The sequence below is a fragment of the Microbacterium sp. TPD7012 genome (assembly GCF_003075395.1).
Taxonomy (GTDB): domain Bacteria; phylum Actinomycetota; class Actinomycetes; order Actinomycetales; family Microbacteriaceae; genus Microbacterium.
On sequence record NZ_QDFV01000011.1, the window covers coordinates 1 to 23,300 of the forward strand.

The window sequence follows — 23,300 nt, forward strand, 5'->3', positions numbered from 1 at the left end:
CCTCGGCGCGGTCGTAGCGCGTCTCGTTGTCGGCGTGCGCGTCGCGGCCGTGGTTGCCCGCGGCGCGCGGCTCGGCGCCGGTCACGAGATTGATCCCGGCACGGCCCCCGGAGAGCACGTCGAGCGATGCGAGCGACCGGGCGGTCGTGTACGGGTCGGCGTAGGTCGTGTTGACCGTGGCGATGAGCCCGATCCGCGAGGTGATGCCGGCGAGGAACAGCACCGCGCTGACCGGATCGATGCGGGCGAGCAGGTACGGATCGCGGAACTCCAGGTCGGGTCCGGTCGCCAGCCAGTCCCCGAAGAAGAGGTAGTCGAGGCCGGCATCCTCTCCCTCCCTCGCGATGCGGCGGAGGATGTCGGCGTCGCCCGCCGGGTCGCGGTGCGCTCCCGGCTGCCGCCACCCCGACGGGTACGCGCCGAGTGTGCGCACCATGGCGCCGATGATGAGAGGTCCGGTCATGATCGCCACCGTAGATTCGGCGTGCGCGCCGCTGCCATGCCGTCGATGCCGGGCGTCACGCGATGTCACAGTCCGTCACACCGACAGCACCGTCTACGCTGAGACGATGACTGGTCTTCGTTGGGGAATCCTCGCAACCGGCGGTATCGCCGCCTCGTTCGCATCCGATCTGCGCACCGCAGGACTCGACCTGGTGGCCGTCGGCTCGCGCTCGCAGGAATCGGCCGACGCCTTCGCGAGCCGCTTCGACATCCCGCACGCGCATCCCTCGTACGAGGCTCTCGCGTCGGACCCGGATGTCGACATCGTCTACGTCTCGACTCCGCATCCGATGCACCATGAGAACGCCCGCCTGCTGCTCGAGCACGGCAAGCACGTCATCGCCGAGAAGGCGTTCACGCTGAATCGCGCCGAGGCCGAGGACCTGCAGCGGCTGGCCGCCGAGAAGGGGCTGCTCGTCACGGAGGCCATGTGGACGCGGTATCTGCCGCACATGATCCGCATCCGCGAGATCATCGCCGAGGGCACGCTCGGCGAGATCCGGGCCGTGACCGCCGACCACACCCAGCTGCTGCCCTCCGATCCCGCGCACCGGCTCAACGCGCTCGAGCTCGGCGGCGGCGCCCTGCTCGACCTGGGCATCTACCCGATCTCGTTCGTCCACGACATCCTCGGCGCCCCGACCACGATCCGCGCCGTCGGCCGCCTGATCGAGACCGGTGCGGATGCCGAGGTCGCGACGGTCATGACGCACGAGGGCGGGGCGATCTCGACCACCCTCTCGTCCTCCCGCGCCGCCGGCCCGAACACGGCGAGCATCGTCGGCACGGCCGCGCGCATCGACATCGACCACGTCTGGTACGCCCCCACGTCGTTCCGCGTCGTGCTGCCGGACGGCACCGTCCACGAGGAGTACGCCTCCGACATCGAAGGGCGCGGCATGCAGTTCGAGGCGCTCGCGGCCGAACGGCTCGTGGCCGAGGGGAACATCGCGGGCGATCTGCTCCCGATCTCCGAGACCGTGGCGATCATGGGGACCCTCGACGAGATCCGATCCCAGATCGGCGTGCGCTACCCGCACGAGGAGTCCGACCGTGGCTGAGCCCACGAACGCCCGCGTCGCGGTCTACCTCGACTTCGACAACATCGTCATCTCCTGGTACGACCGTGTCCACGGCCGCAACGCCTACGGCAAGGACCGCCAGCGGATCACCGAGAACCCGAACGATCCCGATGTCGCCGAGCGGCTCAGCCGGGCCATGATCGAGGTCGGCGCGATCATCGACTACGCCGCCTCCTTCGGCACCCTCGTGCTCACGAGGGCGTACGCCGACTGGTCGTCGCCCGTCAACGCCGAGTACCGCTCCCAGCTCGTCGCCCGCGCGGTCGACCTCGTGCAGCTCTTCCCGGCGGCGGCATACGCCAAGAACGGCGCCGACATCCGTCTCGCGGTCGATGCCGTCGAGGACATGTTCCGTCTCCCCGACCTCACCCATGTGGTGATCGTGGCCGGAGACAGCGACTACGTGCCGCTCGCCCAGCGCTGCAAGCGGCTCGGCCGCTACGTGATCGGGGTCGGCGTCGCCGGCTCCACCGCCAAGTCGCTGGCCGCGGCCTGCGACGAGTTCGAGGCCTACGACTCGCTCCCCGGCGTCGTTCGTCCGACGAAGCCCGCGCCGGCCGTCGCCCCGCAGGTCGCGGAGACCGTCGAGCCCGTCGCAGAAGCCCCGGCAGACGCGCCCAAGGCGAAGGCGCCGCGCAGGGCCAAGTCCAAGACGGCGGTGGCCAAGGTCGAGGAGCCCAAGGTCGACGAGCAGGGCGAGGCGACGCAGCTGCTGGAGCGTGCGCTGCGCCTCGGGCACGACAAGACCGACGCCGACGAATGGCTGCACAGCTCGGCGGTCAAGACGCACATGCGCCGCATGGATCCGTCGTTCAGCGAGAAGGCTCTCGGCTACCGATCGTTCTCCGACTTCCTCAAGTCCCGCGACGACATCGCGGAGCTCGAGGAGACGGGCCACGAGCGCCTGGTCAAGCTGCGCGAGCAGTAGAGCCGGCGCCGCTCACTCGGCGAAGTCGTACTCCTGGAAGGCCTCGACCTCCGGCACCCAGCGCTCCGCCACGAAGGCGGTGTGCGCAGGGTGGGCGTTGTACGCCTCATAGGCGCCCTGATCCGCGAAGACCATCGAGAACTGATGGGCGAGGTCGCTCTTCGGGCTGACCTGGCGGCGGATCGTGAAGTCCGAGACCCCCGGGATCGAGGTCAGGACGGCGTGACCCGTGGCGAGGAACTCGCGTTCCTCGGCGGAACCCGCCGGGTGCACGAGGCGGAAGACGACGGTGTGCTGGATCGACATGGGGCTCCTGCGGGACGAAGAGGCGGTCACTGGTTGCTGAAGGCGGCGTCGAACGAGGCCTCGGGCTTCGGCCACAGCAGCGACCGCACGTACGCGAGTGCCTCGGGGGCGCCGTGGAGGCGGTCCATCCCCGCGTCCTCCCACTCGATCGAGATCGGTCCGGTGTAGCCGACCGCGTCGAGGGCGCGGAACGAGTCCTCCCAGGGCACGTCGCCGTGGCCGGTCGAGACGAAATCCCACCCGCGGCGGGGATCGCCCCACGGCAGATGCGAGCCGAGCACGCCGGCACGGCCGTTATGCGGGCGCATCCGGGTGTCCTTGCAGTCCACGTGGTAGATGCGGTCGGCGAAGTCGACGATGAACCCGACCGGGTCGATGTTCTGCCACATCATGTGCGAGGGATCCCAGTTGAAGCCGAACGCCTTCCGGTGATCGATCGCCTCGAGCGCCCGCACCGACGACCAGTAGTCGTACGCGATCTCCCCCGGATGCACCTCGTGCGCGAAACGCACGCCCTCGCCGTCGAAGACGTCGAGGATCGGGTTCCAGCGGGCCGCGAAGTCCTCGAAGCCGCCCTCGATGACGGATGCCGGCACCGGCGGGAACATCGCCACGTACGGCCAGATCGACGAACCGGTGAACCCGACGACCGTGTCGATGTCGAGCTTGCGGGCGACGCGCGCCGCTCGCTTCATGTCCTCCGCCGCACGCTGCCGGACCCCCTCCGCGTCACCGTCGCCCCAGACGTGGTCGCGGAGGATCGCCTGGTGCCGGAAGTCGATCGGGGCGTCGCACACCGCCTGACCGGTGAGATGGTTCGAGATCGCGAAGATCTTCAGCCCGTGCCGATCGAGGACCTCGAGACGGGAAGCCGCGTACGCGTCGTCCTCGTCCGCGCGCCGCAGGTCGAGATGGTCGCCGGATGCGGCGACCTCGAGCCCGTCGTAGCCCCACTCGGACGCGAGACGGGCGACCTCCTCGAACGGCAGATCCGCCCACTGACCGGTGAACAGGGTGACGGGGTGGGTGCTCATGAATGCTCCAATGCTCGGAGTGCCGCGATGCTGCGGGCGGCCAGTTCGTCCTGGCTCGCCGCGAGCGGGCGCCACACCGACGCGGCGACGGCGATCGTGGCGTTCTCGCCGGTGAAGCTCTCCAGTCCCAGCGGACCCCGGTAGCCCGCGTCGTCCAGCGCCCGCAGGATCTCGGGCCAGTCGGTGTGGTCGTCGCCGACGGCGCCGCGATCGCTGCCGCACACCTGCACGTGCGCGATCGCCGCTCCCGCGGCACGGATCGCCTCCGCGGGCTTCTTCTCCTCGATGTTGAGGTGGTACGTGTCCAGAGCCAGCCCGACGCCGGCGTCGAACAGCGGGGCCAGTGCGTCGAGCCCCTGCTCGACGGTGTTGATCACGCTCGTCTCGTAGCGGTTGAGCGGCTCGACGGCCAGGGTGATCCCGAGAGCCGCGGCCTCGGCGGCGATCGGTGCGAGGTTCTCCCGCAGCTCGCGGACGACCGCGGTGCGCTCGTCGACGTCCATGCGCCAGGTGACACCGGTCGGGGCGTAGAACGGGCCGGCGACGGCATCCGCTCCGAGCTCGCGCGCGGCGGCGATGCAGGCCCGCAGATACTCCTGCGTGGCGGCCACATCACCGACGCGGGCGATCAGCGACCGCCCCGGTCCCATCGCCCCGACCACGATCGCGCCGAGACCGAATCGGTCGAGGGTCTCGCGCGCGCGCACCGGTTCCCAGTCCCCCACGTTCTCGAGGGGCAGCTCCAGGGCGTCGTAGCCGAGTCCGGCGGCCTTCCGGGCGAGCGGCTCGAGGGTCGCGTCCGTGAGCGGCGACGTCCACACCCACGTGTTGACGGCGATCGTGCGGGGCATCCTTCTCCTTCGAATCATGCCGGCGGGCGTTTCGTCTCGTCGCTCAACGACCGGGCTTCGGTCGTTGAGCGAGCGAAGCGAGACGAAACGCCCGCACTCGTCCCGTCAGGTTACGGGATCTGCCGTTCCTGCCAGACGGTGGGGTACCCCGGGAGGTTCTCCCCGCCGAACTTGGCGTAGTGACCGTCGGGCATGCCCTCGTTCGCCTCGAGGTACTGGTCGAGCTCGCCCTCCGTGATCGGCTTCTGCGGAAGCACCCACTCCTTCGGCACCTCTTCGCCGGCGAAGATCTTCTGCGCCGCGAGGAGCGGCGTGCGCCACTGGAAGTTGGAGTACACCGGCGCGAGACCGGTGAGACCGGTGTCCTTCCACTTGCGGAGGAAGCTCATCTCGTCCTCGCCGGTCATGACCGGGTAGTCCGCTCCGGCGTCCTCGAACGCCTCGATGGCGGCGACGGCGCCGTCACCGGCATCCATCCAGATGCCCTGCACGTCGCCCTTGGCCAGTTCGTCCGAGATGATGCTCTTGATCTCGGCGGGATCAGCGCCCGTGAAGTAGTCCACGGCCTCGATGCCCGCCTCGTCGAAGAGCTTCTCGGCAGCCGCCCAGCGGTGCTCCAGCACGTCGACGCCCGGCAGGATGCGAAGCGCCACGACCTTGTCGCCCTTCTCGAGGTTGTCGATCAGGAACTCGGCCGTGTCGATGCCCCAGGCGAAGCCGCCGATCGGGTGGATGAACGACACGTAGCAGTCGGTGTTCACACCGCGGTCGAACACGATCACGGGCTTGCCCGTCTCGCACGCCCGCTCGACGGCCGGGGTCATCGCCGCCGTGCTGTTCGGCGAGATGAGGAACACATCGCAGTTGCCCTCGGCGATGAAGTAGTCGATGTCGGCGATCTGCGTGTCATCGGAGTCCTGCGCGTCGCGCGTCTCCATCGCGCTGATCGCGCCGTCGGCCTGCAGCGCCTTCAGCTGCTCGTTCATGGTGATCCAGCCCGTCTGACGCCACGGGTTGGAGATCGAGGCGTTCGCGAAACAGGCCTTCTTGGCGCCTTCGCTCGCGAACTCGGCCGTGTCGACCATCTCCGCGTTGATGTGCTGAAGGTACGGCTCCTCGGCCGGCCCCTGCGGCTCGACACCTCGCTCCTCGTTCTGCTTGTCGAACAGCTCCTGATCGAACCATTCGGTCGTCTCCGCCGACTCCTCGGGACTGTCGGACTCGGCCGGCGCGACGGACGGGTCGGTCGTGCACCCGGCGAGCGCGATGAGTCCGAAGAGAGCCACCCCTGCGGTGGCGATCCTCATTGATCGTCGCATTGCTAATCTCCTCTGATCTTCTCTGTGTGGATGGTGCTGGTTGATACGGATTCTGCGGTCGTGAGGTCGGGGGAAGTCTGTGGGCCGCGCCGGCGCCGGGCGCGGAAGGCGACGGCGGAGTAGGCGACGGCGGCGATGATGATGACGCCCTGCACGGCGTCGCGGAGCGTCGACGGGACCCCCGCGATGTTGAGGAGCATGAAGAGCGCTTCGAGCGCGAACGCCCCGGCCGCGGCGGCGACGATCCAGCCGCGACCGCCGCCCAGCACGACGCCGCCGAGCACGACGGCCGTGATGGCGATGAACTCGTAGCCGCGGCCCACCGAGGGGTGCACACCGGCGTAGCCGACGAGCAGCACAGCCGAGAGCGACGCGGACAGCGAGGAGATGACGAACGCCCGTGTGGTGACCCAGGCGCGGCGCCCGCCGGCGTAGTCGACCGCGCCGGCGTTGTCGCCCACCGCGATGAGGGACTTGCCGAGGGGCATCTTCGTGATCCAGATGCCCAGCGCGAGCCAGGCGATGAGGATCAGCACAGCCCACGGGATGAACTCCAGGAACGGCACGTCGCGGATCCCGCCGCGGCCGATCTCGCGGAAGCTGTCGGCCGGGTTCCCGGTCGCCGCTCCCCCGGTCCACCACATGACCCCGCCGAGGAGCGCGAGCATCATGCCCAGCGTCACGATGAACGACGGCACCTTGAGCAGCGTCGTGATCAGGCCGTTCACGAGCCCGACGGCGATGCCGAAGACCACCATGAGCAGGAGCACCGGGACCGTGCGCGAATCGTCCTGGCCCACCAGGTTGCCGGCGACGATAACCTGCGCGGTGATGAGCGACCCCTGCGAGAGGTCGAACTCTCCGGCGATGATCACGAAGTACTGCCCGATCGCGACGATCGCGATGGGAGCCACCCGCTGGATGAATCGCATCAGCTGGCCCGGCTCCGCGAAGCTCGGGTTGAGGATCATGACGGCGACCAGCAGCAGCACGAGGAGCAGGAACACGGCGCCTCGGGGGCTGATGAGCGAGCGCAGGACGTTCATGCGCGTCCTCCTTCCGCTGCGGGAGTCGTATCGGCGAGCTGCGATGCGGCCGCCGCCATCTCGTCTTCGGCCGCCTTGGCCGCGTCGTCGCCGCCGGTGCGGGTGCCGCCGGTGCCGAATCGCGGCCGGCGGCGCACGATGGCGCGGCGGCTGTAGACGGCGACGGCCGCCACGATGACGACGCCGCGCACGACGTCCTTGAGGAACGGGTTGACCTGCATCACGCTCATCACGTTGTCGACGACCGCCAGGATGGCGACGCCGCCGACCGTGCCCCAGATCGATCCGCGTCCGCCGAGGAGGAGCGTGCCGCCGAGGACCACCGCGGCGATCGAGAGCAGCGCGTAGCCGCCCTGCTGCCCGACCGTCGGGCTGCCGACGCCGAGGCGGCTGGCGAGCAGGAGGCCGGCGAGGCCGGCGAACACCGAGCACAGCACGTGCGCGGCGATGAGCGGCGGCCGCGTGCGGACACCCGACAGGCGAGCGATCTCGGGGTCGCCGCCCACGGCATAGAGGTGCGCACCGGTGCGGGTGCGGTCCAGAAGGAACCAGACGAGCACGGCCAGCGCGATCATGATGATGGTCGACACGGGCACCGGTCCGACGCCGGTCGCGCCGATCAGCTGGAACTCCCACGGCACGGCTCCCGCCGATCCCTCGAAGTTCGTGTTGAGGATGCCCTGCAGGATGAGCCCCACGCCGAGCGTCGCGATGAAGCCGTTCACCTTGAGCACCGTGACGATGAGTCCGTTGACGAGGCCGATCCCGGCGCAGACGAGCAGCGTGATCGCCACGGCCGCCGGGATGTTGCCCGGGCTGCCGTTCATGATCGTCGCCCCCAGCAGGCTCGCGAGACTGATGACGTAGGTGACCGACAGGTCGAGCGAGGCGCCGAGGACCACGAGCGTCTGCCCGATCGCGACGAGGCCGAGCACGCTCATGCCGGTGAGGATGTCCCGGATGTTGCCGGGGCTGAGGAAGTTGCGTCCGACGGTCCCGATGAGGATCGCCCCGACGATGAGGGCGAGGATCAGGATGCCGAGGACGATGACTGTGGAGTCGATCCGGATGCGCTTCATCGCGCACCTCCGTCCGTCGAGGTCCGGGGATCCCCCGCACCGGTCGCGGCGCCGAGGATCTCGTGCTCCGCCGACCCTGCGGGCAGCTCCGCCACGAGCTCGCCGTCGTGCATGACGAGGATGCGGTCGCTCATGCCGATCACCTCCGGCAGCTCGCTCGAGACCATGAGCACCGCTGTGCCCTGCGCCGCCAGCTCTCGCATGAGCTGGTACACGGCGTACTTCGCGCCGACGTCGATGCCCCTGGTCGGCTCGTCGAACAGCACGATCTGGGGCCGTGTGAGCAGCCACTTCGCCAGGACGACCTTCTGCTGATTGCCTCCGGAGAGGAAGCGCGCCTCCTGGTCGAGTCCCCGCGAGCTGATCTCGAGCGAGCTGAGCACTCCGGGCACCTCGCGACGCGACGCCGACGTGCGACCGGGGAACACGCTCCGCACGACCAGCAGGGCGTTGTCCAGCACAGACTGGCCGAGCGCGAGACCCTGCGCCTTGCGGTCCTCCGACACGAGGGCGAGCCCGGCGCGGACGGCGGACCGGGCGCTGCTGATGCGCACCGGTGAGCCGTCGATCCTCATCGAGCCACGGGTGAAGGCCTGGATGCCGAAGATCCCCTCGACCAGTTCGGTGCGCCCCGAGCCCTGCAGGCCGGCGATGCCGACGATCTCGCCTGCACGGAGCGTCAGCGACACTCCGTCGACGTAGGCGTTGCCGCACTCCTCGAGCTCGATGCGCGGCTCGCCCACGGTCGTGCCCTCGACGGCATCCGGGAAGTAGGACTGGATCGAGCGTCCGACCATGCGCCGCACGAGCTCGTCCGTCGTGAGAGCGGCCGTCTCGTCGGTGGAGACGAGGGAGCCGTCCTTGAGGATCGTGATGCGGTCGCAGAGGTCGAAGATCTCCTTCAACCGGTGCGAGACGTAGATCACGGCGACGCCGCGGGAGGTGAGACGGCGGATGATCGCGTACAGGAGCTCGACCTCGCGGTCGCTGAGTGCGGCGGTCGGCTCGTCCATCGAGATCACCTGCGCATCGAACGACAGCGCCTTCACGATCTCGACGATCTGCTGCTCCGCCACGGTCAGCGAGCCCACGCGCGCCTGCGGATCGATGAAGGAGACGCCGAGGTCGGCGAGGAGCCCTGCCGTGCTGCTGATCATCGCCTTCCGGTCGACGAACCCGGCGCGACGCGGCTCGCGTCCGAGATACACGTTCTGGGCGACCGTCCGCTCGGGCAGCAGCGTGAACTCCTGGAACACCGTGACGATGCCGGCATCCATCGCCTGCCGGGGGTGCGCGTGGCGCACCTCCTCGCCGCGGTACGCCACGACGCCCTCATCGGCGGGCTGCACGCCGGCGATGATCTTCATCAGAGTCGACTTGCCCGCGCCGTTCTCGCCGACGAGACCGTGCACCTCTCCCGGTCGCACATCGAAGTCGATGCCCTTGAGCACCTCGACGCCGAAGAACGACTTGCGGATGCCGCTCACTGCGAGCACCGGCTGCGTCGTGGTCGCGTTCATGCCGTCACCTCCACCCATCGTCCGTCGTCGGCCGCCGACTGCAGGACCGCCTCGGTGAGAACGGCCGAGCGGTGTCCGTCGGCGAAGGTCGGCATCCCGTCCGGCTGCGCACCGGCCATCGCGGCGTAGACGTCGGCGACGAACCCGTTGAACGCGTCCTGGTAGCCCATCGCGTGCCCGGCGGGAACCCGCTGCAGCCGAGCGGAGTCGGGAGCGGAGCCCGCCGGATCGCGCAGCAGCAGCCGCGACTCCTCGCGCGTGCCGATCCAGAGCTCCTCCGGACGCTCCTGCTCGAAGCGGATGCTCTGCCGGGACCCGTGCAGCTCGAGGGTGAGCGCGTTCTTCCGCCCGGCCGCCATCTGCGAGATGAGAAGGGTTCCGAGTGCCCCCGACACGGTCTCGACGAGAACCGCCACGATGTCCTCGGTGTCGACCTCGTGCCCGGCGCGTTCGGGGAACACCCGGCGCGTGCGGGCGCTCAGCGCGCGGATGCGGTCGCCGATCACGAACTCGATGAGATCGCACAGGTGCGAGCCGATGTCGGCGAACGCACGGGACGCACCGCCCGAGGAGGAGCGCACCCGCCAGTCGTCGTCGGTGGGGAACAGCATCCAATCCTGCAGGTAGGAGCAGTCCAGGGTGAGGAGCTCGCCGATGTCGCCGCGGGCGACGCGGGCCCGCGCCTCGCGCACCATCGGGTGGTAGCGGTAGATGAAGGGCACGGCGGCCACGCGCCCGGAGGCCTCCGCGGCGTCTGCGAGCGTCCTCGCGTCGTGCGCGGTCGTCGCGAGGGGCTTCTCGCAGACCACGTGCTTGCCTGCCTGCAGAGCGCGCAGGGCCAGCTCGGCGTGCGTCGCGTTCGGGGTGCAGATGTGGACCACGTCGATGTCGGCCGCGTCCAGGAGTGCGATGGCGTCGGCCTCTGCACGCTCGGCACCCAGGGCGTCGGCGGCATGGCGGCTGCCGGCGGCGGAGCGGGTGGCGATGGCGCGGAGCTCGCCTCCGGCGTCTCGGGCCGCCGTGCGGTGCACGCGGGCCATGAATCCTCCGCCGAGGATGCCGGCTCGGATCGTTCCGAGACCGGTGTCTGTGACATCCGTTGTCATGTCGGCGATTCTGACACACGCTTCGCTACTTTTGCTAGTCCTTCGTCAAAAGTCATCGTTTCGTAATTTGAAGTCAATCGCCCGAGTGGTGAAAGCCTGTGGTTTACTGACGCAATGGTTGACGTTCTGCGCCCCGTCCCCGCGACGAATCCGGGCACCGGCGAGATCTTCCAGATCCTCCGCGACGGGCACGCGCGCACCAAGGCCGAGCTCGCCGCTCTCACCGGCCTCGCCCGCTCGACGGTGGCGCTGCGCGTGGACGCCCTCCTCGCCGCCGATCTGTTGCGCCCGGCGGGCGAGGCGGCGTCGACCGGCGGGCGACCGCCTGCCCGTGTCGCGTTCAACCCGCGAGCCGGGCTCGTGCTCGCCGTGGACCTCGGCGCGACGCACGCGACAGTGGCGGTGGCCGACCTCGCGGGCGTGATCCTCGACGCACGCACGCGCACGATCGATATCGGCGACGGGCCCGAGACGCTCCTCGACACGATCATCACCGACGGCACCGCCCTGCTGGAGCTGCCGTCGGCCGCAGGACTCCCCCTGCTCGGGGTCGGCATCGGCGTGCCCGGACCCGTGGAGCACTCCACGGGCCGACCGACCAATCCGCCGATCATGCCGGGGTGGGACCGCTTCGACGTTCCGGGATACGTGCAGCAGACCTTCGACGTGCCGGTGCTCGTCGACAACGACGTCAACATCCTCGCCCTCGGCGAGCAGGCCACGAGCTGGCCGCAGGTCGACGACCTCATCTTCGTCAAGGTGTCGACAGGGATCGGGGCGGGCATCATCGCGGGCGGGCAGCTGCAGCGCGGCGCGCAGGGTTCTGCCGGAGACATGGGGCATGTCCAGGTGCCGACCGGTGCCGGATCCACGCGTGAGCCGGGCGACGAACGCGATCTGGAGGCCCTCGCCAGCGGGTCGGCCCTGGCCGTCGCGCTCCGCGACGACGGGCACGACGTGCAGAGCGCGTCCGACGTCGTCGACCTCGTGCGCACGGGCAACGCCGCCGCGATCGAGGCCACCCGTCAGGCCGGACGCGACGTCGGCGAGGTCCTCGCCACGGTCGTCAATCTGCTCAACCCGTCGATCATCGTGCTCGGCGGCAGCATCGCCCGGGCCGGTGAGCATCTGCTCGCGGGCGTGCGCGAGATCGTCTACCGGCGCTCGATCCCGCTGGCGACGCAGCATCTGGCGATCGTGCAGTCCCAGGCCGGCGATCGCGCCGCCGTGCTCGGCGCCGCGATCATGGTCGCCCGCGAGGTGCTCTCACCCGCGAACGTCGACGCCTACGTGGTGGCGAAGACGCGCTGAGCGCGCCTCCGCCACCCTGTGCCTGCGCTCAGAGCGTGGCGGCGAAGGGGTCGAAGTCCGCGTCGAGCGCGCCGACCTGGTCGAGCGAGCTCTCGACGGCGACGAAGCGGCGGCTCTCCGCGGCCTCCTCGATCGACAGCAGCGTATCGAGCACGTGGTAGCCGAACTCCCCCGTCGCGACATGCGGACGACCGGCGGCGATCGAGCGCGCCATGTCGAGCAGCCCGACGCCGCGACCGGCGAGCGCGCCCTCCTGCACGACGTCGACGACCTCCTGCTCGACCGGCTGCTGCCCGAGCCGGAGCGGGCGGGTGATCGAGATCGCTCCGCCGAACGTGTTCGGGTCGGGGATCACGAGCGTGCCCTCGGTGCCGGTGATCTCGACGATCCCCTGACGGATCGCGGGCGAGTCCGTGCTGTAGATGCTCTGCCCCTGACCGCCCTGCTCGAACTCCATGAGCACGCTCAGCGTCGACGGGATCTCGACGGGGAACTCCTGGCCTGCCAGCTCGCCGACCTGCACGCGCCTGGTCGCCGTCCCCTGCAGCCCGAGCGCCGCCACCGAGGCGACGGGACCGAACACGTGCACGAGCGTGGAGACGTAGTACGGCCCCATGTCGAGTAGCGGTCCCGCCCCCTTCGCATAGAGGAACGCCGGGTTCGGGTGGAAGATCTCCGGGCCCTGCCACTGGAAGGTCGTCTGACCGAACAGCGGGCGCCCGATGTCGCCGCGAGCGATCGCGCGCTTCGCCGTCTGCACTCCCGGTCCGAGCACGGTGTCCGGCGCGACGCCCACCCGGAGGCCCGCGGCCTCCGCCTTCTCGAGCAGCCGACGGGACTCCTCGCGGCTCACGCCGATGGGCTTCTCGGTCCAGACGTGCTTGCCGGCGGCGATGATCGCCTCGGACACCTCCACGTGCACCGCGGGGATCGTGAGGTTCACGACGATGTCGATCTCCGGGTCGTCGAGCACGACGTCGACGCCGCCGGCGCGCGGCACCCCGTACTTCTCCGCCTGTGCTTTCGCACGCTCCTTGATCACGTCCGCGACCGCGAGGACGCGTACGTCCGGGAAGGTGGTGAGCTGGGTCAGATACTGGTCGCTGATGTTCCCCGCGCCGATGAGGCCGACGCCGACGGGACCGGTGCCGCCCGCCATCAGCCCGCGACCTTCTCGTCGAGGTAGACGCGGCTGCGCTCGATCGCGTCGAAGAGGTCGCCGTCGTAGTGATCGAACTCGACGATCGCGAGTTCGAGGGCGGATGCCGCGGCGATCGCCTCGACGAGCGGCACGGCGCCTTCGCCCGCGGGCACCTGGTCGGCCGGCGGGTAGGCATTCGCGAGGGCAGGGTCGAGCGTGCCGTCCTTGGCGTGCACCGCGATCACGCGGCTGCCCAGACGCTCGAGGAGGGCGACGGGATCGACGCCGCCGCGGGCGACCCAGTAGAGGTCGACCTCGAGCACGACGCGCTCGTCGAGCAGTCCCGCCAGCACCTCGAGGCCGGTGACGCCGTCGAACACGGCCTCCAGCTCGTGCGCGTGGTTGTGGTAGCCCACGCGCACGCCGACCGCGGCTCCGACGGCGGCGGCCTCGTTGAGCAGGCGCGCGGTCTCCTCGATCTGCTCGATCGAGGTCCAGCGGGCCGGCTCGGTGTACGGGTCGATGACCGTCGTCATGCCGAGCACCTTCGCCGCGGCGAAGACCTCGGCGGGCGACGGCACCGGAACGGTGGTCCCGCTGCCGTCCGGATTGACGAACGACTGCGAGGCGAGGAAGGCGTGGCCGGACGGCGCGGTGAGCCCCGCTGCCGTGAGCGCGTCGGCCAGCGGCGCGGCGCGGCGCACGAAGTCGTACGGCTCGACGGCGGCGAAGCCGCGCGCGGCGACCGCGGCGAGCGAGCCCTCGAGGTCGGCGTCCAGCTGCTCCTTGATCGTGAACAGCTGGAGGGAGGTCTGAATCGTCATCGGTCTTGCTCCTTCGGTCATCGGTGACGGCGGGTGCGCGACCCGACGTCAGCACGCTATCACCAAATACCTCCACGCGGAAGTTTTCATTCGCTAGACTCCGACCATGCCCGACGACGATGAGCGCCCTCGCCAGCGCGGCGCCTATGCGAAGGGGATCGCGCGGCGCCAGGAGATCCTCGACCGCGCCATCGAGGTTTTCGCCGAGCGCGGCGCCGACCGCACCAGCCTGCGCGCCATCGCCCGCGAGGTCGGGGTCACGCACGCCGCACTGACGCACTACTTCGGCTCGCTGGAAGAGCTCCTCGTCGCCGTGTACCAAGAGAGCAACGCCCCCGCCCACCGGCAGGAGATCGTGCCGGACGACGCGACGCCGGTCGAGCGGATGATCGCGTCCGCGCGCACCAACCGCGAGGTTCCCGGGCTCGTCCAGCTCTACTCGACACTGGTCGCCTCAGCCCTGGAAGATGGTCACCCCGTGGCGCGCGACTTCGCGACGGCACGGTTCGCCGACCTCCGAACGCGCCTCGCCGAGGCCGTCAGAGAGCAGCAGGAACGTGGACGCCTTCGCCAGGACGCGGATCCGGATGCCGTCGCCGCCCTCGTCGTGGCAGCATCCGACGGTCTGCAGACCCAGTGGCTGCTCGACGATGCCGCGCCGCAGCACGAGGCTCTGGCCCTCCTCGACCGGCTGCTGCGACCGGCGGGCTGAAGTCCGGCGGCGGCAGGCACGCGGGCTAGGCTCGAAGCGTGACGCCCGTGCCGCAGTCCCCCTACGCGAGAGCACTCGGCGAGCGCCTCGACGACCTGCATCCGCGGCTTCGCACGTACTTCCAGGCGATCCCCGACGGCGCCGTCGGCATCGGCGAGGGCGTCTTCGAACGGGTCGGGACGCCACGACGCTGGCTCTGGCCGATCCTCCGCCTGCTCGAGCGCCGCGGCGTGGTCGCCGCCTGCTGGGAACGCGACATCCCCTTCCGCATCGAGAACCGCACGATCGCATCGCGCGCCATCGGCGAGCGCACGTTCCACCTGGCGCGCGGGCCGTGGGTCATGCACGACGCCGTCGCCCTCACCCGCCATGGCCGCGTGGTCGACGAGCTCGGCGAGCCCGGCCTCATCGCCGCCTGCTTCGACGTGCGCGCCCACGACGGAGCCCTCGAGCTCACGAGCCGCGCGGTCGGGTTCCGCCTCGGACGCCTGCGCGTACGACTCCCCCGATTCCTCTCCCCCGTCGTCCGCCTCACCGAGCGGTTCGACGACGCCGTCGACCGCCAGTTCGTGAGCGTGAGCATCGACGCCCCGGTCATCGGCCGCGTGTACGAGTACCGCGGACACTTCCAGTACCGCATCGAGACCGTCGCAGAGAGGGAGACCGCCGGATGAGCGCAGGCAGGGTCGTCATCGGAGGCTCGACCGGATTCATGGGACGGTACCTGATCCCGCGTCTGCGGTCCGACGGTCGCGAGGTCGTCACGATCTCCCGCTCCGGAGCCGATGTCCGCTGGGGAGAGCAGGAGGCCATCGATCAGGCGGTCGACGGTGCCTCTCTCGTGATCGGCCTGGCGGGCAAGAGCGTCAACTGCCGCTACACCCCCGAGAACCGCGCCGAGATCTTCCGCTCGCGCCTGGAGACGACCTCGTCGCTGAGCCGCGCCATCGAGAAGGCCTCCGCCCCTCCCGCGCTCTGGGTGAACTCCTCCACCGCCACGATCTATCGGCATGCGGAGGATCGGCCGATGACCGAGTCGGACGGCGAGATCGGCAGCGGATTCTCGGTCGAGGTCGCGAAGGCCTGGGAGCACGCGCTGTTCGCCGCCGACCTCCCCCGCACGCGCCGGATCGCGCTGCGCAGCGCGATCGTCCTCGGCCACGGAGGCGTGCTCGGCCCGATCCGGAACCTCGCCCGGCTGGGACTCGGCGGAGCCCAGCACGACGGCCGCTGGCCGGTGAGCCGTGCTCGCCGCGCGGCGGGCACCGCGCACCTCCTCGGTGCGCGCCGAGGGCGTCAACGCTTCAGCTGGGTGCACATCGAAGACGTGGCGCGCATCATCGACTTCCTCGAGGAGACTCCGACACTCGAGGGTCCGATCAACGCCGCTGCGCCCCACCCGGTCGACAATGTCGAGTTCATGGCGACGGTGCGCCGCGCGCTCGGCGCCCGTATCGGAGTGCCGATGCCGCGGTGGATGCTGGAGCTCGGGGCCATCGGCATCCGCACCGAGACCGAGCTCGTTCTCAAGAGCCGGTGGGTGGTGCCGGAAAAGCTCACGACCGCAGGGTTCGAGTTCCGTTATCCGACGCTCGAAGACGCCGTCAGGGAATCCCTCGATCGCAAGGTCGCGCCCGCGGCGTAGCTTCTAGGACGCCGCCCCGGCGGCAGGTTCCTCGCCGTCTCGGCGGCGCCGCTCGAGCTCCTCGCGCAGGCGCCACTCCTCGATCTCCCGATCGAGGTCGGCGATCTGCTGCTCGGTCGTGCGCAGGTCCGTCGGCGGTGCCGGGCGGACGTCCACGGGTCCCGCCGGCCGCTCGGACCGCCGCATCCTCGGGAGCGAGATGCCGGACTCGCCGTACTCCCGCCCGATCCCGAACCAGAGCGCGCTGCCGATCAACGGCAGCAGGATCACGATGATGATCCACACCATCTTCGGCAGATGCTTCACCTGCGAGTCGTCGCGCGTGATGATGTCGATCAGCGCGCCGATCATCAGCGCGATGACGAGGATCGAGAACAGGAACGGCATGAGTTCAGGGTAGACGACGCCGGATTCGGCCGCGCGGCCTACGGGAGCAGGTGGCCCGCGGCGCGGAACAGTTCGTACCACTCGGCGCGCGTGAGCTCGACGTCGGCGCCGGCCGCGGCATCGCGCACGCGCTGCGGCGTGGTCGTGCCGAGCACGACCTGCATATGCGCGGGGTGCCGGGTGATCCACGCGGTCGCGATGGCGATCGGGGTGACGCCGTAGGACGCGGCGAGTCGATCGATCACCGTGTTGAGCTCGGCGTACTCCGGGTTGCCGAGGAAGACCCCGGTGAAGAAGCCGCCCTGGAACGGCGACCAGGCCTGGATCGTGATGCCGTTGATGCGGCAGTACTCGACGATGCCCCCGCCGTCGCGGACGACGCTCTGCTCCTCGCCCGCCATGTTCATCGCGATGGGCTGCGCGATGATCGGCGCGTGGGTGATCGACAACTGCAGCTGGTTCGCGATCAGCGGCTGACGCACGGCCGTGCGCAGCAGGTCGATCTGCCTCGGCGTGTGGTTCGACACTCCGAACGCCCGCACCTTGCCGTCGGCCTCGAGCTCATCGAACGCCCGGGCGACCTCGTCGGGCTCCACGAGCGCGTCGGGGCGGTGGAGCAGGAGCACGTCGATCCGGTCGGTGCGCAGGGCGGCGAGCGACCCCTCGACCTGAGCGACGATGTGCTCGTAGGAGAAGTCGAACATCCCCTGCTTCGGCACGATGCCGCACTTGGTCTGCAGCACGATCTCGTCGCGCTCGGAGGCGGTGAGCCGCAGAGCGTCGGCGAACCGCGACTCGCAGTGATGCATGCTCCCGCCGTAGATGTCGGCGTGATCGAAGAAGTCGATTCCGGAATCGCGTGCGGCGGCGTAGAGATCGCGGATGTGCGCATCGTCCTTGTCGTCGATGCGCATCATTCCGGCGACGACGGCGGGGGCGGTGGCGGATCCGAACGGCACTGTCTTCATGTCGGACACGCTACCCGTCGAAGACCCCCGATGCCCGCCGATCGCCCGCATCGGGCGTCGCACCGGGCGAGCTCGGAGCCAGCGATGAGACGGGGACCCTGAGCGCGGTCGCGATGTTCGCCAGGTCGACGACCGTGAGATCGAGGACCGCGGGGTCTGCTCCCGTGGGATCCGTCTGTTGGGAGAGCTTCGCGTGCAGAACTGCAGGCTCGATTCCCATCTCCGCAGCGAGCCACTCCAACGACAACTCGCGTCGATGCAGGTGCTGCCGAACGGTCTGTGCCACCAAATGACCCGCTTCCGATCCCATATGTCGACACTACAAAGTCATACGCCTCCATTCAACGGTCGCCTGTACCAATATGACGATATTCTGGCTACACGTCGGTGCTATCGTGTGCCGGGTGAAGACACCTGCAGACGACTTCAACGCAGCGGTGGGCAGCCAGCTCCGCGCCGAGATCGCGGCGGCGCGAAGCAGCATCGCCGCCATGGCGCGTGACATCGGCATCGCGCGGAGCGCCCTGGACAACTACGTCACCGGCAAACGATCGATCCCCATCCCCGTCGTCTACCAGGTGTGCGCGGTGGTCGGCCTCGAGCCCCACGTGCTCCTCGACCGTGCCGAGGATCGTCTGCGCGCTGACGACGCCCCTGCCGCGCGCATCAGCGTTCTGCGCCGCCGACCCGATGTCCCAGGCCCGCGCCATGATCAGAGGGAAGTCGCATTCGATTCCGGCCTCCGCCACGGCGCCGACACCGACGATCTCTACGAATAGGGAACCTCATGCATCAGCTCCTCCGCCTCGCCGAGGAGCATGGCCTGCGCATCGTCGAGCGGTCCGGAGCCACCTGCGGCGGTTTCGAGCCGGCATCCGGTACCATCCGGCTCGCCCCCGGCATGACCGCTCGCACGGCAGTCAGCGTGCTCGCGCACGAGCTCGCCCACGCCCTGCTCGGGCACGAGCCGACCAGGTCCGCGACGATTCGCGAGAGGCAGGAACGGCAGGCTGACGAATGGGCGGCCGCTCGCCTCATCACGCCCCGCGCATACGCGGAGGCCGAGCACCTGCGCGGACCGCACCTGGCGAGCCTCGCGTTCGAGCTCGGGGTGACGGTAGAGATCGTCGTCGCGTATCAGCGCCTGCTCCGGCGAAAGGGAACGGATGCGACGCTCGGGTTCAGCGCGGCGGGAGGCTCTGCTCAGCCTGCGTGCGCTGATTGAATATCCTCATGGCTTTCCTCGTCACCCCCGCCCCCGTCACCCTGACCGGTGAGCTCGTCGAGCTCCGTCCGCTCGATCGCTCTCACGTCGCTGGCCTCGTGGAGGCCGTCGAGGAGGGCGACCTGTGGAAGACCGCCTGGTACACGTCGGTGCCGGCTCCCGACGGCGTCGCCGCCGAGGTCGACCGCCGCATCGGCCTGATCGACACGGGCGAGATGCTGCCGTTCACCGCGTTCGACGCCTCCGGGCGCGTCCTCGGTCTGACCTCGTTCTACGACATCGTCGCCGATGTGCCGCGTCTGCACATCGGATACACCTGGAACCGTCCGTCGGCGCACGGCACGGGCACGAACGCGGAGTCCAAGCTCCTGCTGCTGCGGCACGCCTTCGAGACGCTCGGGGTCTTCCGGGTCGGCCTGACGACGCAGTGGGTGAACTTCCAGTCGCGCGCGGCCATCGAGCGGCTCGGCGCGAAGCAGGACGGCGTGATGCGAGCCATGAGCCGCTACCGCAACGGCGCGCTGCGCGACAGCGTCGAGTTCTCGATCATCGAGCCGGAATGGCCGGCGGTGAAGGCCAACCTCGAGGCGCGACTCGCGCGACGGCGCTGAGCGCGCCGACGATCACTCGGTCGGGCTGCCCGACCAGTTGTCCTTGCGGCGGGTCGCGGAGCCGCGCTGGCGCATCATGAACGCGAGCGACAGGCTCACGATCAGGAGACCGGCGACGAAGACGTAGGCCGCGTACTCCACGGGAAGCGACTGCGCGAGACCCATCAGCCAGATGCCTCCGAGGAAGAGGATCATGAAGAAGATGAAGCTGAGGATCACGGGATCTCCTGTCGTAGCGGCCGCCTTCTAGCGTACCGGACGGGCGGACGAAACCCCCTTGGGTCGGGGCGGAGGGCCGTGGTTCTCTCTCCCCATGAACGCTCCGCTGACGGCTGTCGCCATCTCCTGCACGCTGAAGCCCTCCCCCGGCGATTCGAGCTCGGACCTGCTCGCGTCGCAGATCCTCGCGGCCCTGGCGGGGCACGGTGTCACCGGCGAGGTCATCCGTGCTGTCGACCACGTGATCAGCCCCGGCGTCGAGAAGGACATGGGCGGGAACGATGCGTGGCCCGGCTTGCGCCGCCAGATCCTCGACGCCGACATCCTGGTCTTCGTCACGCCGACCTGGATGGGACAGCACTCGAGCGTCGCTCAGCGCGTGCTCGAGAGGCTCGACGCGGAGCTCTCCGAGACCGATGCCCGCGGTCGGCTCACGCTGCTCGACAAGGTCGCCATCGCCGGGATCGTCGGCAACGAAGACGGCGCACACCACATCGCCGCGATCCTCTTCCAGTCGCTGAACGACGTCGGGTACACGATCCCGTCGCAGTCGTCCGTCTACTGGAACGGCGAGGCCATGCAGACCGTCGACTACAAGGATCTGGACGACGTGCCTGAGAAGGTGGCCGCCGCGACGGCGACAGCGGCTCGGAATGCGGCGCATCTCGCACGGGTGCTGCGAGAGCGGGAGTATCCGAGCACCTGAGGCCCAGGTCGTCGCACAAGGCTCACGGACGCGTGAACGTGATCACCTCGCCGCGGCGCGCGCGCTCCACGCTCATCCCCGCGAGCTCCAGGCGACGGAAGACGCGTCGCGGTAGGACGGGGAGTTCGGCCGTGCGACCGGCCGGAGGCTTCGCGAGTCCGGCGAACACAGACAGATCGACGCCGGCCCCGCGCACCTCGATCCGCGCGTAGTCGCTTCGGGTCCGCCACAGCAGGAACTCGAGGTCACGGAACGCGACGACGTGATCCTCATCCCCCACTCGCACGCGGAGCTCGTCGTTGCCGAAGGCGATGACGCAGGCGACCGTTCGCCGCCGCAGCACCGCGGTCAACGCCAGGTACACCGGCAGGGCGATCACGACCCCCACCAGGATGATCAGGAGTCGCGGCCCCAGTCGCATGACGATGTCGTCGAAGGCGATCAGCAACAGCGTGCCGAAGAGTCCGAAGACGATCACGATTCCGACGATCGCGCCCGTGAGGACCTTCATCCGGAGCGGGATGCCGTTGATGCGCACGCTCGACCCGTCGCCGCTCTCCTCGCGCTCCCACTCGACGGTCGTGGGCAGAGGATGTTTCCTCCGGTCGCGTCGCGTCAACGCGTCGGTGACGCGGCTGAGCAGTCCGAGCCAGATCCAGCCCGTCGCCGGGATCGCGGCGATCTGCAGCACGACCGCGACGGCGCGCACCGACTCCGGGAGGGACGCGAGCAGCTCGCTCCCGAACTCGACCACGAACGTCATGATCGCGCCGAGGACGACGGCGACGCCGATGTGCAGGTACGCACCGTTGCGGGACGGCGTCATGCGCAGGGTCGCGTTCACGAATGCGAAGCCGAAGCACCATCCGCCGACGAGCATCAACAACATCGGGAAGATGCTCAGGTCGTCGCCGGCGATCGTCGCGGCGATCGCACCGAGCAGCAGCAGCGCTCCCCAGAGCATCGGGTTGCGGATGAGCTTGCGCCCCACGGTCGCGCGCACCGCGGCGTCGGTGGTCGGCTCGCTCATCGGAGCCATCCTAGGATCCTCGTCACCGACCTGCGGCATCCGGTCGGTGCGCTGATCCGCCGTCGTGCACATGGATCCTGAACCAGCGCCGCCGCCCTGCCTGGAGCACGTCCTGCTCGCCGGGGGACGCAGCATCGTCACCGTCGAGCCGCTTCACGCCGTTGACGCGAACGCCGCCATCCGCGATGAGTCTGCGTGCCTCCGACCGGGTGAGCTCAGGGCGCGCAGCGGTCACGAGCTGTAGAACCGTCGCGTGCGAGGGCACCTCGAGTCGCGGCATCCCGTCGGGAACTGCGCGCTCAGAGAACACCTCGAGGAAGTCGCGCCTCACGCGCGCGGCCTGCGAGGCGCCATGGTGGCGCGCGACGATCGCCTCGGCCAGGTCCAGCTTGGCGTCGCGAGCATCGATGCCGCCGAGGCCCGCCCGTCGCGCGAGCTCATCGACGGCGGCGATCGGCAGCTCGGTGTAGACCTTCGCCCAGACTCCGATGAGATCGTCGTTCAAGGTCATCAGGCGTCCGAACTTGTCGTCCGCGGCCTGCGCGAGCCCGACGTAGTTGCCCAATGACTTCGACTGCTTCGGCCCTCCGTCGAGGCCCGGGGTGATGGTGCTCGTGATGACGGTCTGCGGCCGCTGACCGTGCTTCGCCTGCAGTTCGCGCCCCATGTTCTCGTTGAAGAGCTGATCCGAGCCGACGATCGTCAGGTCCGACTGCAAGGCCACGCTGTCGAAGCCTTGGAGCAGCGGGTAGATCAACTCGTGCATCGCGATCTCGCGACGCTCCTCGACACGCTTCTGGAACATGTCCCGGCCCATCAGCTGGCTGTGGGTCACCAGGCTCAGCTCGCCGAGCAGGTCGGTGATCGGCATGGCGTCGAACCACTCCGAGTTGCGACGGATCTCGAGCACGTCCGGCTCGTTCCTCAGCACCAGGCTCACCTGATCGAGGAACGCCTGAGCGTTCCGTTCGATCTGTTCCGCCGTGAGCACCGGACGCGTACTGCTACGCCCGGTCGGGTCGCCGACGCGGGTCGTCGTGTCGCCGAGGAGGAAGACGACGACGTGACCGAGGTCCTGCAGGTACCGCATCATCCAGAGGTTGACAGCGTGACCGAGGTGCAGGTCGGGCGCGGTGCAGTCGACGCCGAACTTGACCCGCAGGGGCTTCCCCGACGAGAGCCGGTCGTGCAGATCGTCCCGGCCGAAGATCTGCTCGGTCGTGCGACTCAGATGGTCGAGCACCTGGTCAGGCGTGGTCATGGAGTTCTCCCTCGATTGTGCGAGCGAGAACTCCCAGCAGACCCCGCTCGCGATGAACGTAAAAAGGTGAGGACGGATCGTCCTCACCTTTGGGCTCTGGGGTGTGCCGAGTATCTGGGATCAGCGATGCATGCGCCGACGGCTCACTCCAGAGCCGTCGAGATACACCACACCGATCACCATGCGCACAAGGATAGAGCAGAAGAGACCCGAACCTGCGAGATTCCTCAGATCCGGGCCTCTGACGGCGCTTCCCTGCAGGATGTGTGAGCGTTCGTCACTCTGCGGGGATTCCGCACTCTTTACAGGTGAATCGCGCAACGCTCCCCCGTTCGCGGTTCCCCCACGGTGCCGGTGCACCCTCGCGACAGGATGCGCCGGCACCCGGCACTCCGTGTCGGAGAGGTGGGTGGCACAAAAGGCCCCTGGTGAACCGCTCCTGGGAAGCGGCCACCAGGGGCCTGTGATTCGTCAGCGACTCCCTC

At 69.4% G+C, this 23,300-nt stretch carries 27 protein-coding genes; 10 read left to right on the top strand and 17 right to left on the bottom strand.

Features of this window, described 5'->3' with window-relative positions; translation table 11 throughout:
* Positions 1 to 463: LLM class flavin-dependent oxidoreductase (locus tag DC434_RS19295; RefSeq protein ID WP_116636995.1), on the bottom strand; the 463-nt coding region annotated here is incomplete at its 3' end.
* Between the two features lie 106 nt (positions 464 to 569).
* On the opposite strand from DC434_RS19295, the gene DC434_RS19300 reads away from it, so the two are divergent.
* Both DC434_RS19300 and DC434_RS19305 read left to right on the top strand, forming a co-directional pair.
* Complete coding sequence (locus tag DC434_RS19300; protein WP_116636947.1) at positions 570 to 1,565, top strand: Gfo/Idh/MocA family oxidoreductase; 996 nt, start codon at positions 570 to 572, stop codon at positions 1,563 to 1,565.
* Positions 1,558 to 2,514, top strand: a complete 957-nt coding sequence (locus DC434_RS19305) for an NYN domain-containing protein (protein ID WP_116636948.1) — start codon at positions 1,558 to 1,560, stop codon at positions 2,512 to 2,514. Before DC434_RS19300 ends, DC434_RS19305 begins: the two co-directional genes overlap by 8 nt.
* A 12-nt stretch (positions 2,515 to 2,526) precedes the next feature.
* On the opposite strand, the gene DC434_RS19310 is transcribed toward DC434_RS19305, so the two are convergent.
* The 8 genes from DC434_RS19310 to DC434_RS19345 form a co-directional block, all read right to left on the bottom strand.
* Positions 2,527 to 2,820 carry a Dabb family protein gene (locus DC434_RS19310; protein ID WP_116636949.1) on the bottom strand — a complete coding sequence of 98 codons (294 nt, stop codon included), beginning with the start codon at positions 2,818 to 2,820 and terminating at the stop codon, positions 2,527 to 2,529.
* 26 nt (positions 2,821 to 2,846) lie between these two features.
* The gene (locus DC434_RS19315; RefSeq protein WP_116636950.1) at positions 2,847 to 3,854 is read right to left on the bottom strand and encodes a sugar phosphate isomerase/epimerase family protein; all 1,008 of its coding nucleotides are present in this window, start codon (positions 3,852 to 3,854) and stop codon (positions 2,847 to 2,849) included.
* Positions 3,851 to 4,705 (bottom strand): sugar phosphate isomerase/epimerase family protein, encoded by an 855-nt coding sequence (locus DC434_RS19320; RefSeq protein ID WP_116636951.1) that lies wholly within the window; start codon positions 4,703 to 4,705, stop codon positions 3,851 to 3,853. The genes DC434_RS19315 and DC434_RS19320 overlap by 4 nt, the downstream gene beginning before the upstream one ends.
* A 110-nt stretch (positions 4,706 to 4,815) precedes the next feature.
* Positions 4,816 to 6,024 (bottom strand): substrate-binding domain-containing protein, encoded by a 1,209-nt coding sequence (locus DC434_RS19325; protein WP_116636952.1) that lies wholly within the window; start codon positions 6,022 to 6,024, stop codon positions 4,816 to 4,818.
* Positions 6,025 to 6,026: 2 nt separating this feature from the next.
* A complete protein-coding gene (locus DC434_RS19330) occupies positions 6,027 to 7,070 on the bottom strand; it encodes an ABC transporter permease (RefSeq protein ID WP_243409024.1) in 1,044 nt (347 codons plus the stop codon).
* Positions 7,067 to 8,149 (bottom strand): ABC transporter permease, encoded by a 1,083-nt coding sequence (locus tag DC434_RS19335; RefSeq protein WP_116636953.1) that lies wholly within the window; start codon positions 8,147 to 8,149, stop codon positions 7,067 to 7,069. The genes DC434_RS19330 and DC434_RS19335 overlap by 4 nt, the downstream gene beginning before the upstream one ends.
* Positions 8,146 to 9,669, bottom strand: a complete 1,524-nt coding sequence (locus DC434_RS19340; protein WP_116636954.1) for a sugar ABC transporter ATP-binding protein — start codon at positions 9,667 to 9,669, stop codon at positions 8,146 to 8,148. The genes DC434_RS19335 and DC434_RS19340 overlap by 4 nt, the downstream gene beginning before the upstream one ends.
* Entirely contained in the window at positions 9,666 to 10,775 is a 1,110-nt protein-coding gene (locus DC434_RS19345; RefSeq protein WP_116636955.1) for a Gfo/Idh/MocA family oxidoreductase, read from the bottom strand. The genes DC434_RS19340 and DC434_RS19345 overlap by 4 nt, the downstream gene beginning before the upstream one ends.
* 114 nt (positions 10,776 to 10,889) lie before the next feature.
* On the opposite strand from DC434_RS19345, the gene DC434_RS19350 reads away from it, so the two are divergent.
* Positions 10,890 to 12,086, top strand: a complete 1,197-nt coding sequence (locus DC434_RS19350; protein WP_116636956.1) for an ROK family protein — start codon at positions 10,890 to 10,892, stop codon at positions 12,084 to 12,086.
* Positions 12,087 to 12,114: 28 nt separating this feature from the next.
* On the opposite strand, the gene DC434_RS19355 is transcribed toward DC434_RS19350, so the two are convergent.
* Positions 12,115 to 13,245 (bottom strand): Gfo/Idh/MocA family oxidoreductase, encoded by a 1,131-nt coding sequence (locus DC434_RS19355; RefSeq protein WP_116636957.1) that lies wholly within the window; start codon positions 13,243 to 13,245, stop codon positions 12,115 to 12,117.
* Positions 13,245 to 14,051 (bottom strand): sugar phosphate isomerase/epimerase, encoded by an 807-nt coding sequence (locus DC434_RS19360; RefSeq protein WP_116636958.1) that lies wholly within the window; start codon positions 14,049 to 14,051, stop codon positions 13,245 to 13,247. Before DC434_RS19360 ends, DC434_RS19355 begins: the two co-directional genes overlap by 1 nt.
* A 106-nt stretch (positions 14,052 to 14,157) precedes the next feature.
* On the opposite strand from DC434_RS19360, the gene DC434_RS19365 reads away from it, so the two are divergent.
* Genes DC434_RS19365 through DC434_RS19375 form a run of 3 tightly spaced genes read left to right on the top strand, consistent with a single transcriptional unit; the run spans position 14,158 to position 16,408 of the window.
* On the top strand, positions 14,158 to 14,763 hold the full coding sequence (locus DC434_RS19365; RefSeq protein WP_116636959.1) for a TetR/AcrR family transcriptional regulator: 606 nt from the start codon (positions 14,158 to 14,160) through the stop codon (positions 14,761 to 14,763).
* 38 nt (positions 14,764 to 14,801) lie between these two features.
* The gene (locus DC434_RS19370; protein WP_116636960.1) at positions 14,802 to 15,437 is read left to right on the top strand and encodes a DUF4166 domain-containing protein; all 636 of its coding nucleotides are present in this window, start codon (positions 14,802 to 14,804) and stop codon (positions 15,435 to 15,437) included.
* Positions 15,434 to 16,408: a DUF1731 domain-containing protein gene (locus tag DC434_RS19375; RefSeq protein WP_116636961.1), complete on the top strand. Its 975-nt coding sequence runs from the start codon at positions 15,434 to 15,436 to the stop codon at positions 16,406 to 16,408. The genes DC434_RS19370 and DC434_RS19375 overlap by 4 nt, the downstream gene beginning before the upstream one ends.
* Before the next feature lie 3 nt (positions 16,409 to 16,411).
* On the opposite strand, the gene DC434_RS19380 is transcribed toward DC434_RS19375, so the two are convergent.
* From DC434_RS19380 to DC434_RS20275, 3 genes are read right to left on the bottom strand one after another with little or no spacing between them, the layout of a single operon-like run.
* Positions 16,412 to 16,795 carry a PLDc N-terminal domain-containing protein gene (locus tag DC434_RS19380; RefSeq protein ID WP_116636962.1) on the bottom strand — a complete coding sequence of 128 codons (384 nt, stop codon included), beginning with the start codon at positions 16,793 to 16,795 and terminating at the stop codon, positions 16,412 to 16,414.
* Positions 16,796 to 16,833: 38 nt separating this feature from the next.
* Positions 16,834 to 17,763 (bottom strand): aldo/keto reductase, encoded by a 930-nt coding sequence (locus tag DC434_RS19385; protein WP_116636996.1) that lies wholly within the window; start codon positions 17,761 to 17,763, stop codon positions 16,834 to 16,836.
* 10 nt (positions 17,764 to 17,773) lie between these two features.
* Positions 17,774 to 18,049, bottom strand: a complete 276-nt coding sequence (locus DC434_RS20275; protein ID WP_207770006.1) for a hypothetical protein — start codon at positions 18,047 to 18,049, stop codon at positions 17,774 to 17,776.
* Between the two features lie 118 nt (positions 18,050 to 18,167).
* Between DC434_RS20275 and DC434_RS19395 the strand changes: the two genes are divergently transcribed.
* Genes DC434_RS19395 through DC434_RS19405 form a run of 3 tightly spaced genes read left to right on the top strand, consistent with a single transcriptional unit; the run spans position 18,168 to position 19,599 of the window.
* Positions 18,168 to 18,542 carry an XRE family transcriptional regulator gene (locus DC434_RS19395; RefSeq protein ID WP_243409025.1) on the top strand — a complete coding sequence of 125 codons (375 nt, stop codon included), beginning with the start codon at positions 18,168 to 18,170 and terminating at the stop codon, positions 18,540 to 18,542.
* An 8-nt stretch (positions 18,543 to 18,550) separates the two neighbouring features.
* Positions 18,551 to 18,988, top strand: coding sequence for an ImmA/IrrE family metallo-endopeptidase (locus tag DC434_RS19400; protein WP_116636963.1), 438 nt, complete (start codon positions 18,551 to 18,553; stop codon positions 18,986 to 18,988).
* Between the two features lie 8 nt (positions 18,989 to 18,996).
* The gene (locus DC434_RS19405) at positions 18,997 to 19,599 is read left to right on the top strand and encodes a GNAT family protein (protein ID WP_116636964.1); all 603 of its coding nucleotides are present in this window, start codon (positions 18,997 to 18,999) and stop codon (positions 19,597 to 19,599) included.
* Positions 19,600 to 19,611: 12 nt separating this feature from the next.
* On the opposite strand, the gene DC434_RS19410 is transcribed toward DC434_RS19405, so the two are convergent.
* Entirely contained in the window at positions 19,612 to 19,818 is a 207-nt protein-coding gene (locus DC434_RS19410; protein ID WP_116636965.1) for a hypothetical protein, read from the bottom strand.
* 94 nt (positions 19,819 to 19,912) lie between these two features.
* Between DC434_RS19410 and DC434_RS19415 the strand changes: the two genes are divergently transcribed.
* Complete coding sequence (locus DC434_RS19415) at positions 19,913 to 20,524, top strand: NAD(P)H-dependent oxidoreductase (protein WP_116636966.1); 612 nt, start codon at positions 19,913 to 19,915, stop codon at positions 20,522 to 20,524.
* Between the two features lie 22 nt (positions 20,525 to 20,546).
* On the opposite strand, the gene DC434_RS19420 is transcribed toward DC434_RS19415, so the two are convergent.
* On the bottom strand, positions 20,547 to 21,554 hold the full coding sequence (locus DC434_RS19420) for a hypothetical protein (RefSeq protein ID WP_133192840.1): 1,008 nt from the start codon (positions 21,552 to 21,554) through the stop codon (positions 20,547 to 20,549).
* Positions 21,555 to 21,576: 22 nt separating this feature from the next.
* Positions 21,577 to 22,815 carry a tyrosine--tRNA ligase gene (gene tyrS, locus DC434_RS19425; protein WP_116636968.1) on the bottom strand — a complete coding sequence of 413 codons (1,239 nt, stop codon included), beginning with the start codon at positions 22,813 to 22,815 and terminating at the stop codon, positions 21,577 to 21,579.
* Between the last annotated feature and the right edge of the window lie 485 nt (positions 22,816 to 23,300).

Bases quoted from the DNA above. Each gene is read 5' to 3' on its own strand.
- DC434_RS19300 (WP_116636947.1), top strand. From the start codon at position 570: ATGACTGGTCTTCGTTGGGGAATCCTCGCAACCGGCGGTATCGCCGCC.
- DC434_RS19315 (WP_116636950.1), bottom strand. From the start codon at position 3,854: ATGAGCACCCACCCCGTCACCCTGTTCACCGGTCAGTGGGCGGATCTG.
- DC434_RS19345 (WP_116636955.1), bottom strand. From the start codon at position 10,775: ATGACAACGGATGTCACAGACACCGGTCTCGGAACGATCCGAGCCGGC.
- DC434_RS19325 (WP_116636952.1), bottom strand. From the start codon at position 6,024: ATGCGACGATCAATGAGGATCGCCACCGCAGGGGTGGCTCTCTTCGGA.
- DC434_RS19375 (WP_116636961.1), top strand. From the start codon at position 15,434: ATGAGCGCAGGCAGGGTCGTCATCGGAGGCTCGACCGGATTCATGGGA.
- DC434_RS19420 (WP_133192840.1), bottom strand. From the start codon at position 21,554: ATGAGCGAGCCGACCACCGACGCCGCGGTGCGCGCGACCGTGGGGCGC.
- tyrS (WP_116636968.1), bottom strand. From the start codon at position 22,815: ATGACCACGCCTGACCAGGTGCTCGACCATCTGAGTCGCACGACCGAG.
- DC434_RS19365 (WP_116636959.1), top strand. From the start codon at position 14,158: ATGCCCGACGACGATGAGCGCCCTCGCCAGCGCGGCGCCTATGCGAAG.
- DC434_RS19330 (WP_243409024.1), bottom strand. From the start codon at position 7,070: ATGAACGTCCTGCGCTCGCTCATCAGCCCCCGAGGCGCCGTGTTCCTG.
- DC434_RS19385 (WP_116636996.1), bottom strand. From the start codon at position 17,763: ATGAAGACAGTGCCGTTCGGATCCGCCACCGCCCCCGCCGTCGTCGCC.
- DC434_RS19335 (WP_116636953.1), bottom strand. From the start codon at position 8,149: ATGAAGCGCATCCGGATCGACTCCACAGTCATCGTCCTCGGCATCCTG.
- DC434_RS19380 (WP_116636962.1), bottom strand. From the start codon at position 16,795: ATGCCGTTCCTGTTCTCGATCCTCGTCATCGCGCTGATGATCGGCGCG.
- DC434_RS19400 (WP_116636963.1), top strand. From the start codon at position 18,551: ATGCATCAGCTCCTCCGCCTCGCCGAGGAGCATGGCCTGCGCATCGTC.
- DC434_RS19355 (WP_116636957.1), bottom strand. From the start codon at position 13,245: ATGGCGGGCGGCACCGGTCCCGTCGGCGTCGGCCTCATCGGCGCGGGG.
- DC434_RS19320 (WP_116636951.1), bottom strand. From the start codon at position 4,705: ATGCCCCGCACGATCGCCGTCAACACGTGGGTGTGGACGTCGCCGCTC.
- DC434_RS19405 (WP_116636964.1), top strand. From the start codon at position 18,997: ATGGCTTTCCTCGTCACCCCCGCCCCCGTCACCCTGACCGGTGAGCTC.
- DC434_RS19415 (WP_116636966.1), top strand. From the start codon at position 19,913: ATGAACGCTCCGCTGACGGCTGTCGCCATCTCCTGCACGCTGAAGCCC.
- DC434_RS19350 (WP_116636956.1), top strand. From the start codon at position 10,890: ATGGTTGACGTTCTGCGCCCCGTCCCCGCGACGAATCCGGGCACCGGC.
- DC434_RS19310 (WP_116636949.1), bottom strand. From the start codon at position 2,820: ATGTCGATCCAGCACACCGTCGTCTTCCGCCTCGTGCACCCGGCGGGT.
- DC434_RS19340 (WP_116636954.1), bottom strand. From the start codon at position 9,669: ATGAACGCGACCACGACGCAGCCGGTGCTCGCAGTGAGCGGCATCCGC.
- DC434_RS19360 (WP_116636958.1), bottom strand. From the start codon at position 14,051: ATGACGATTCAGACCTCCCTCCAGCTGTTCACGATCAAGGAGCAGCTG.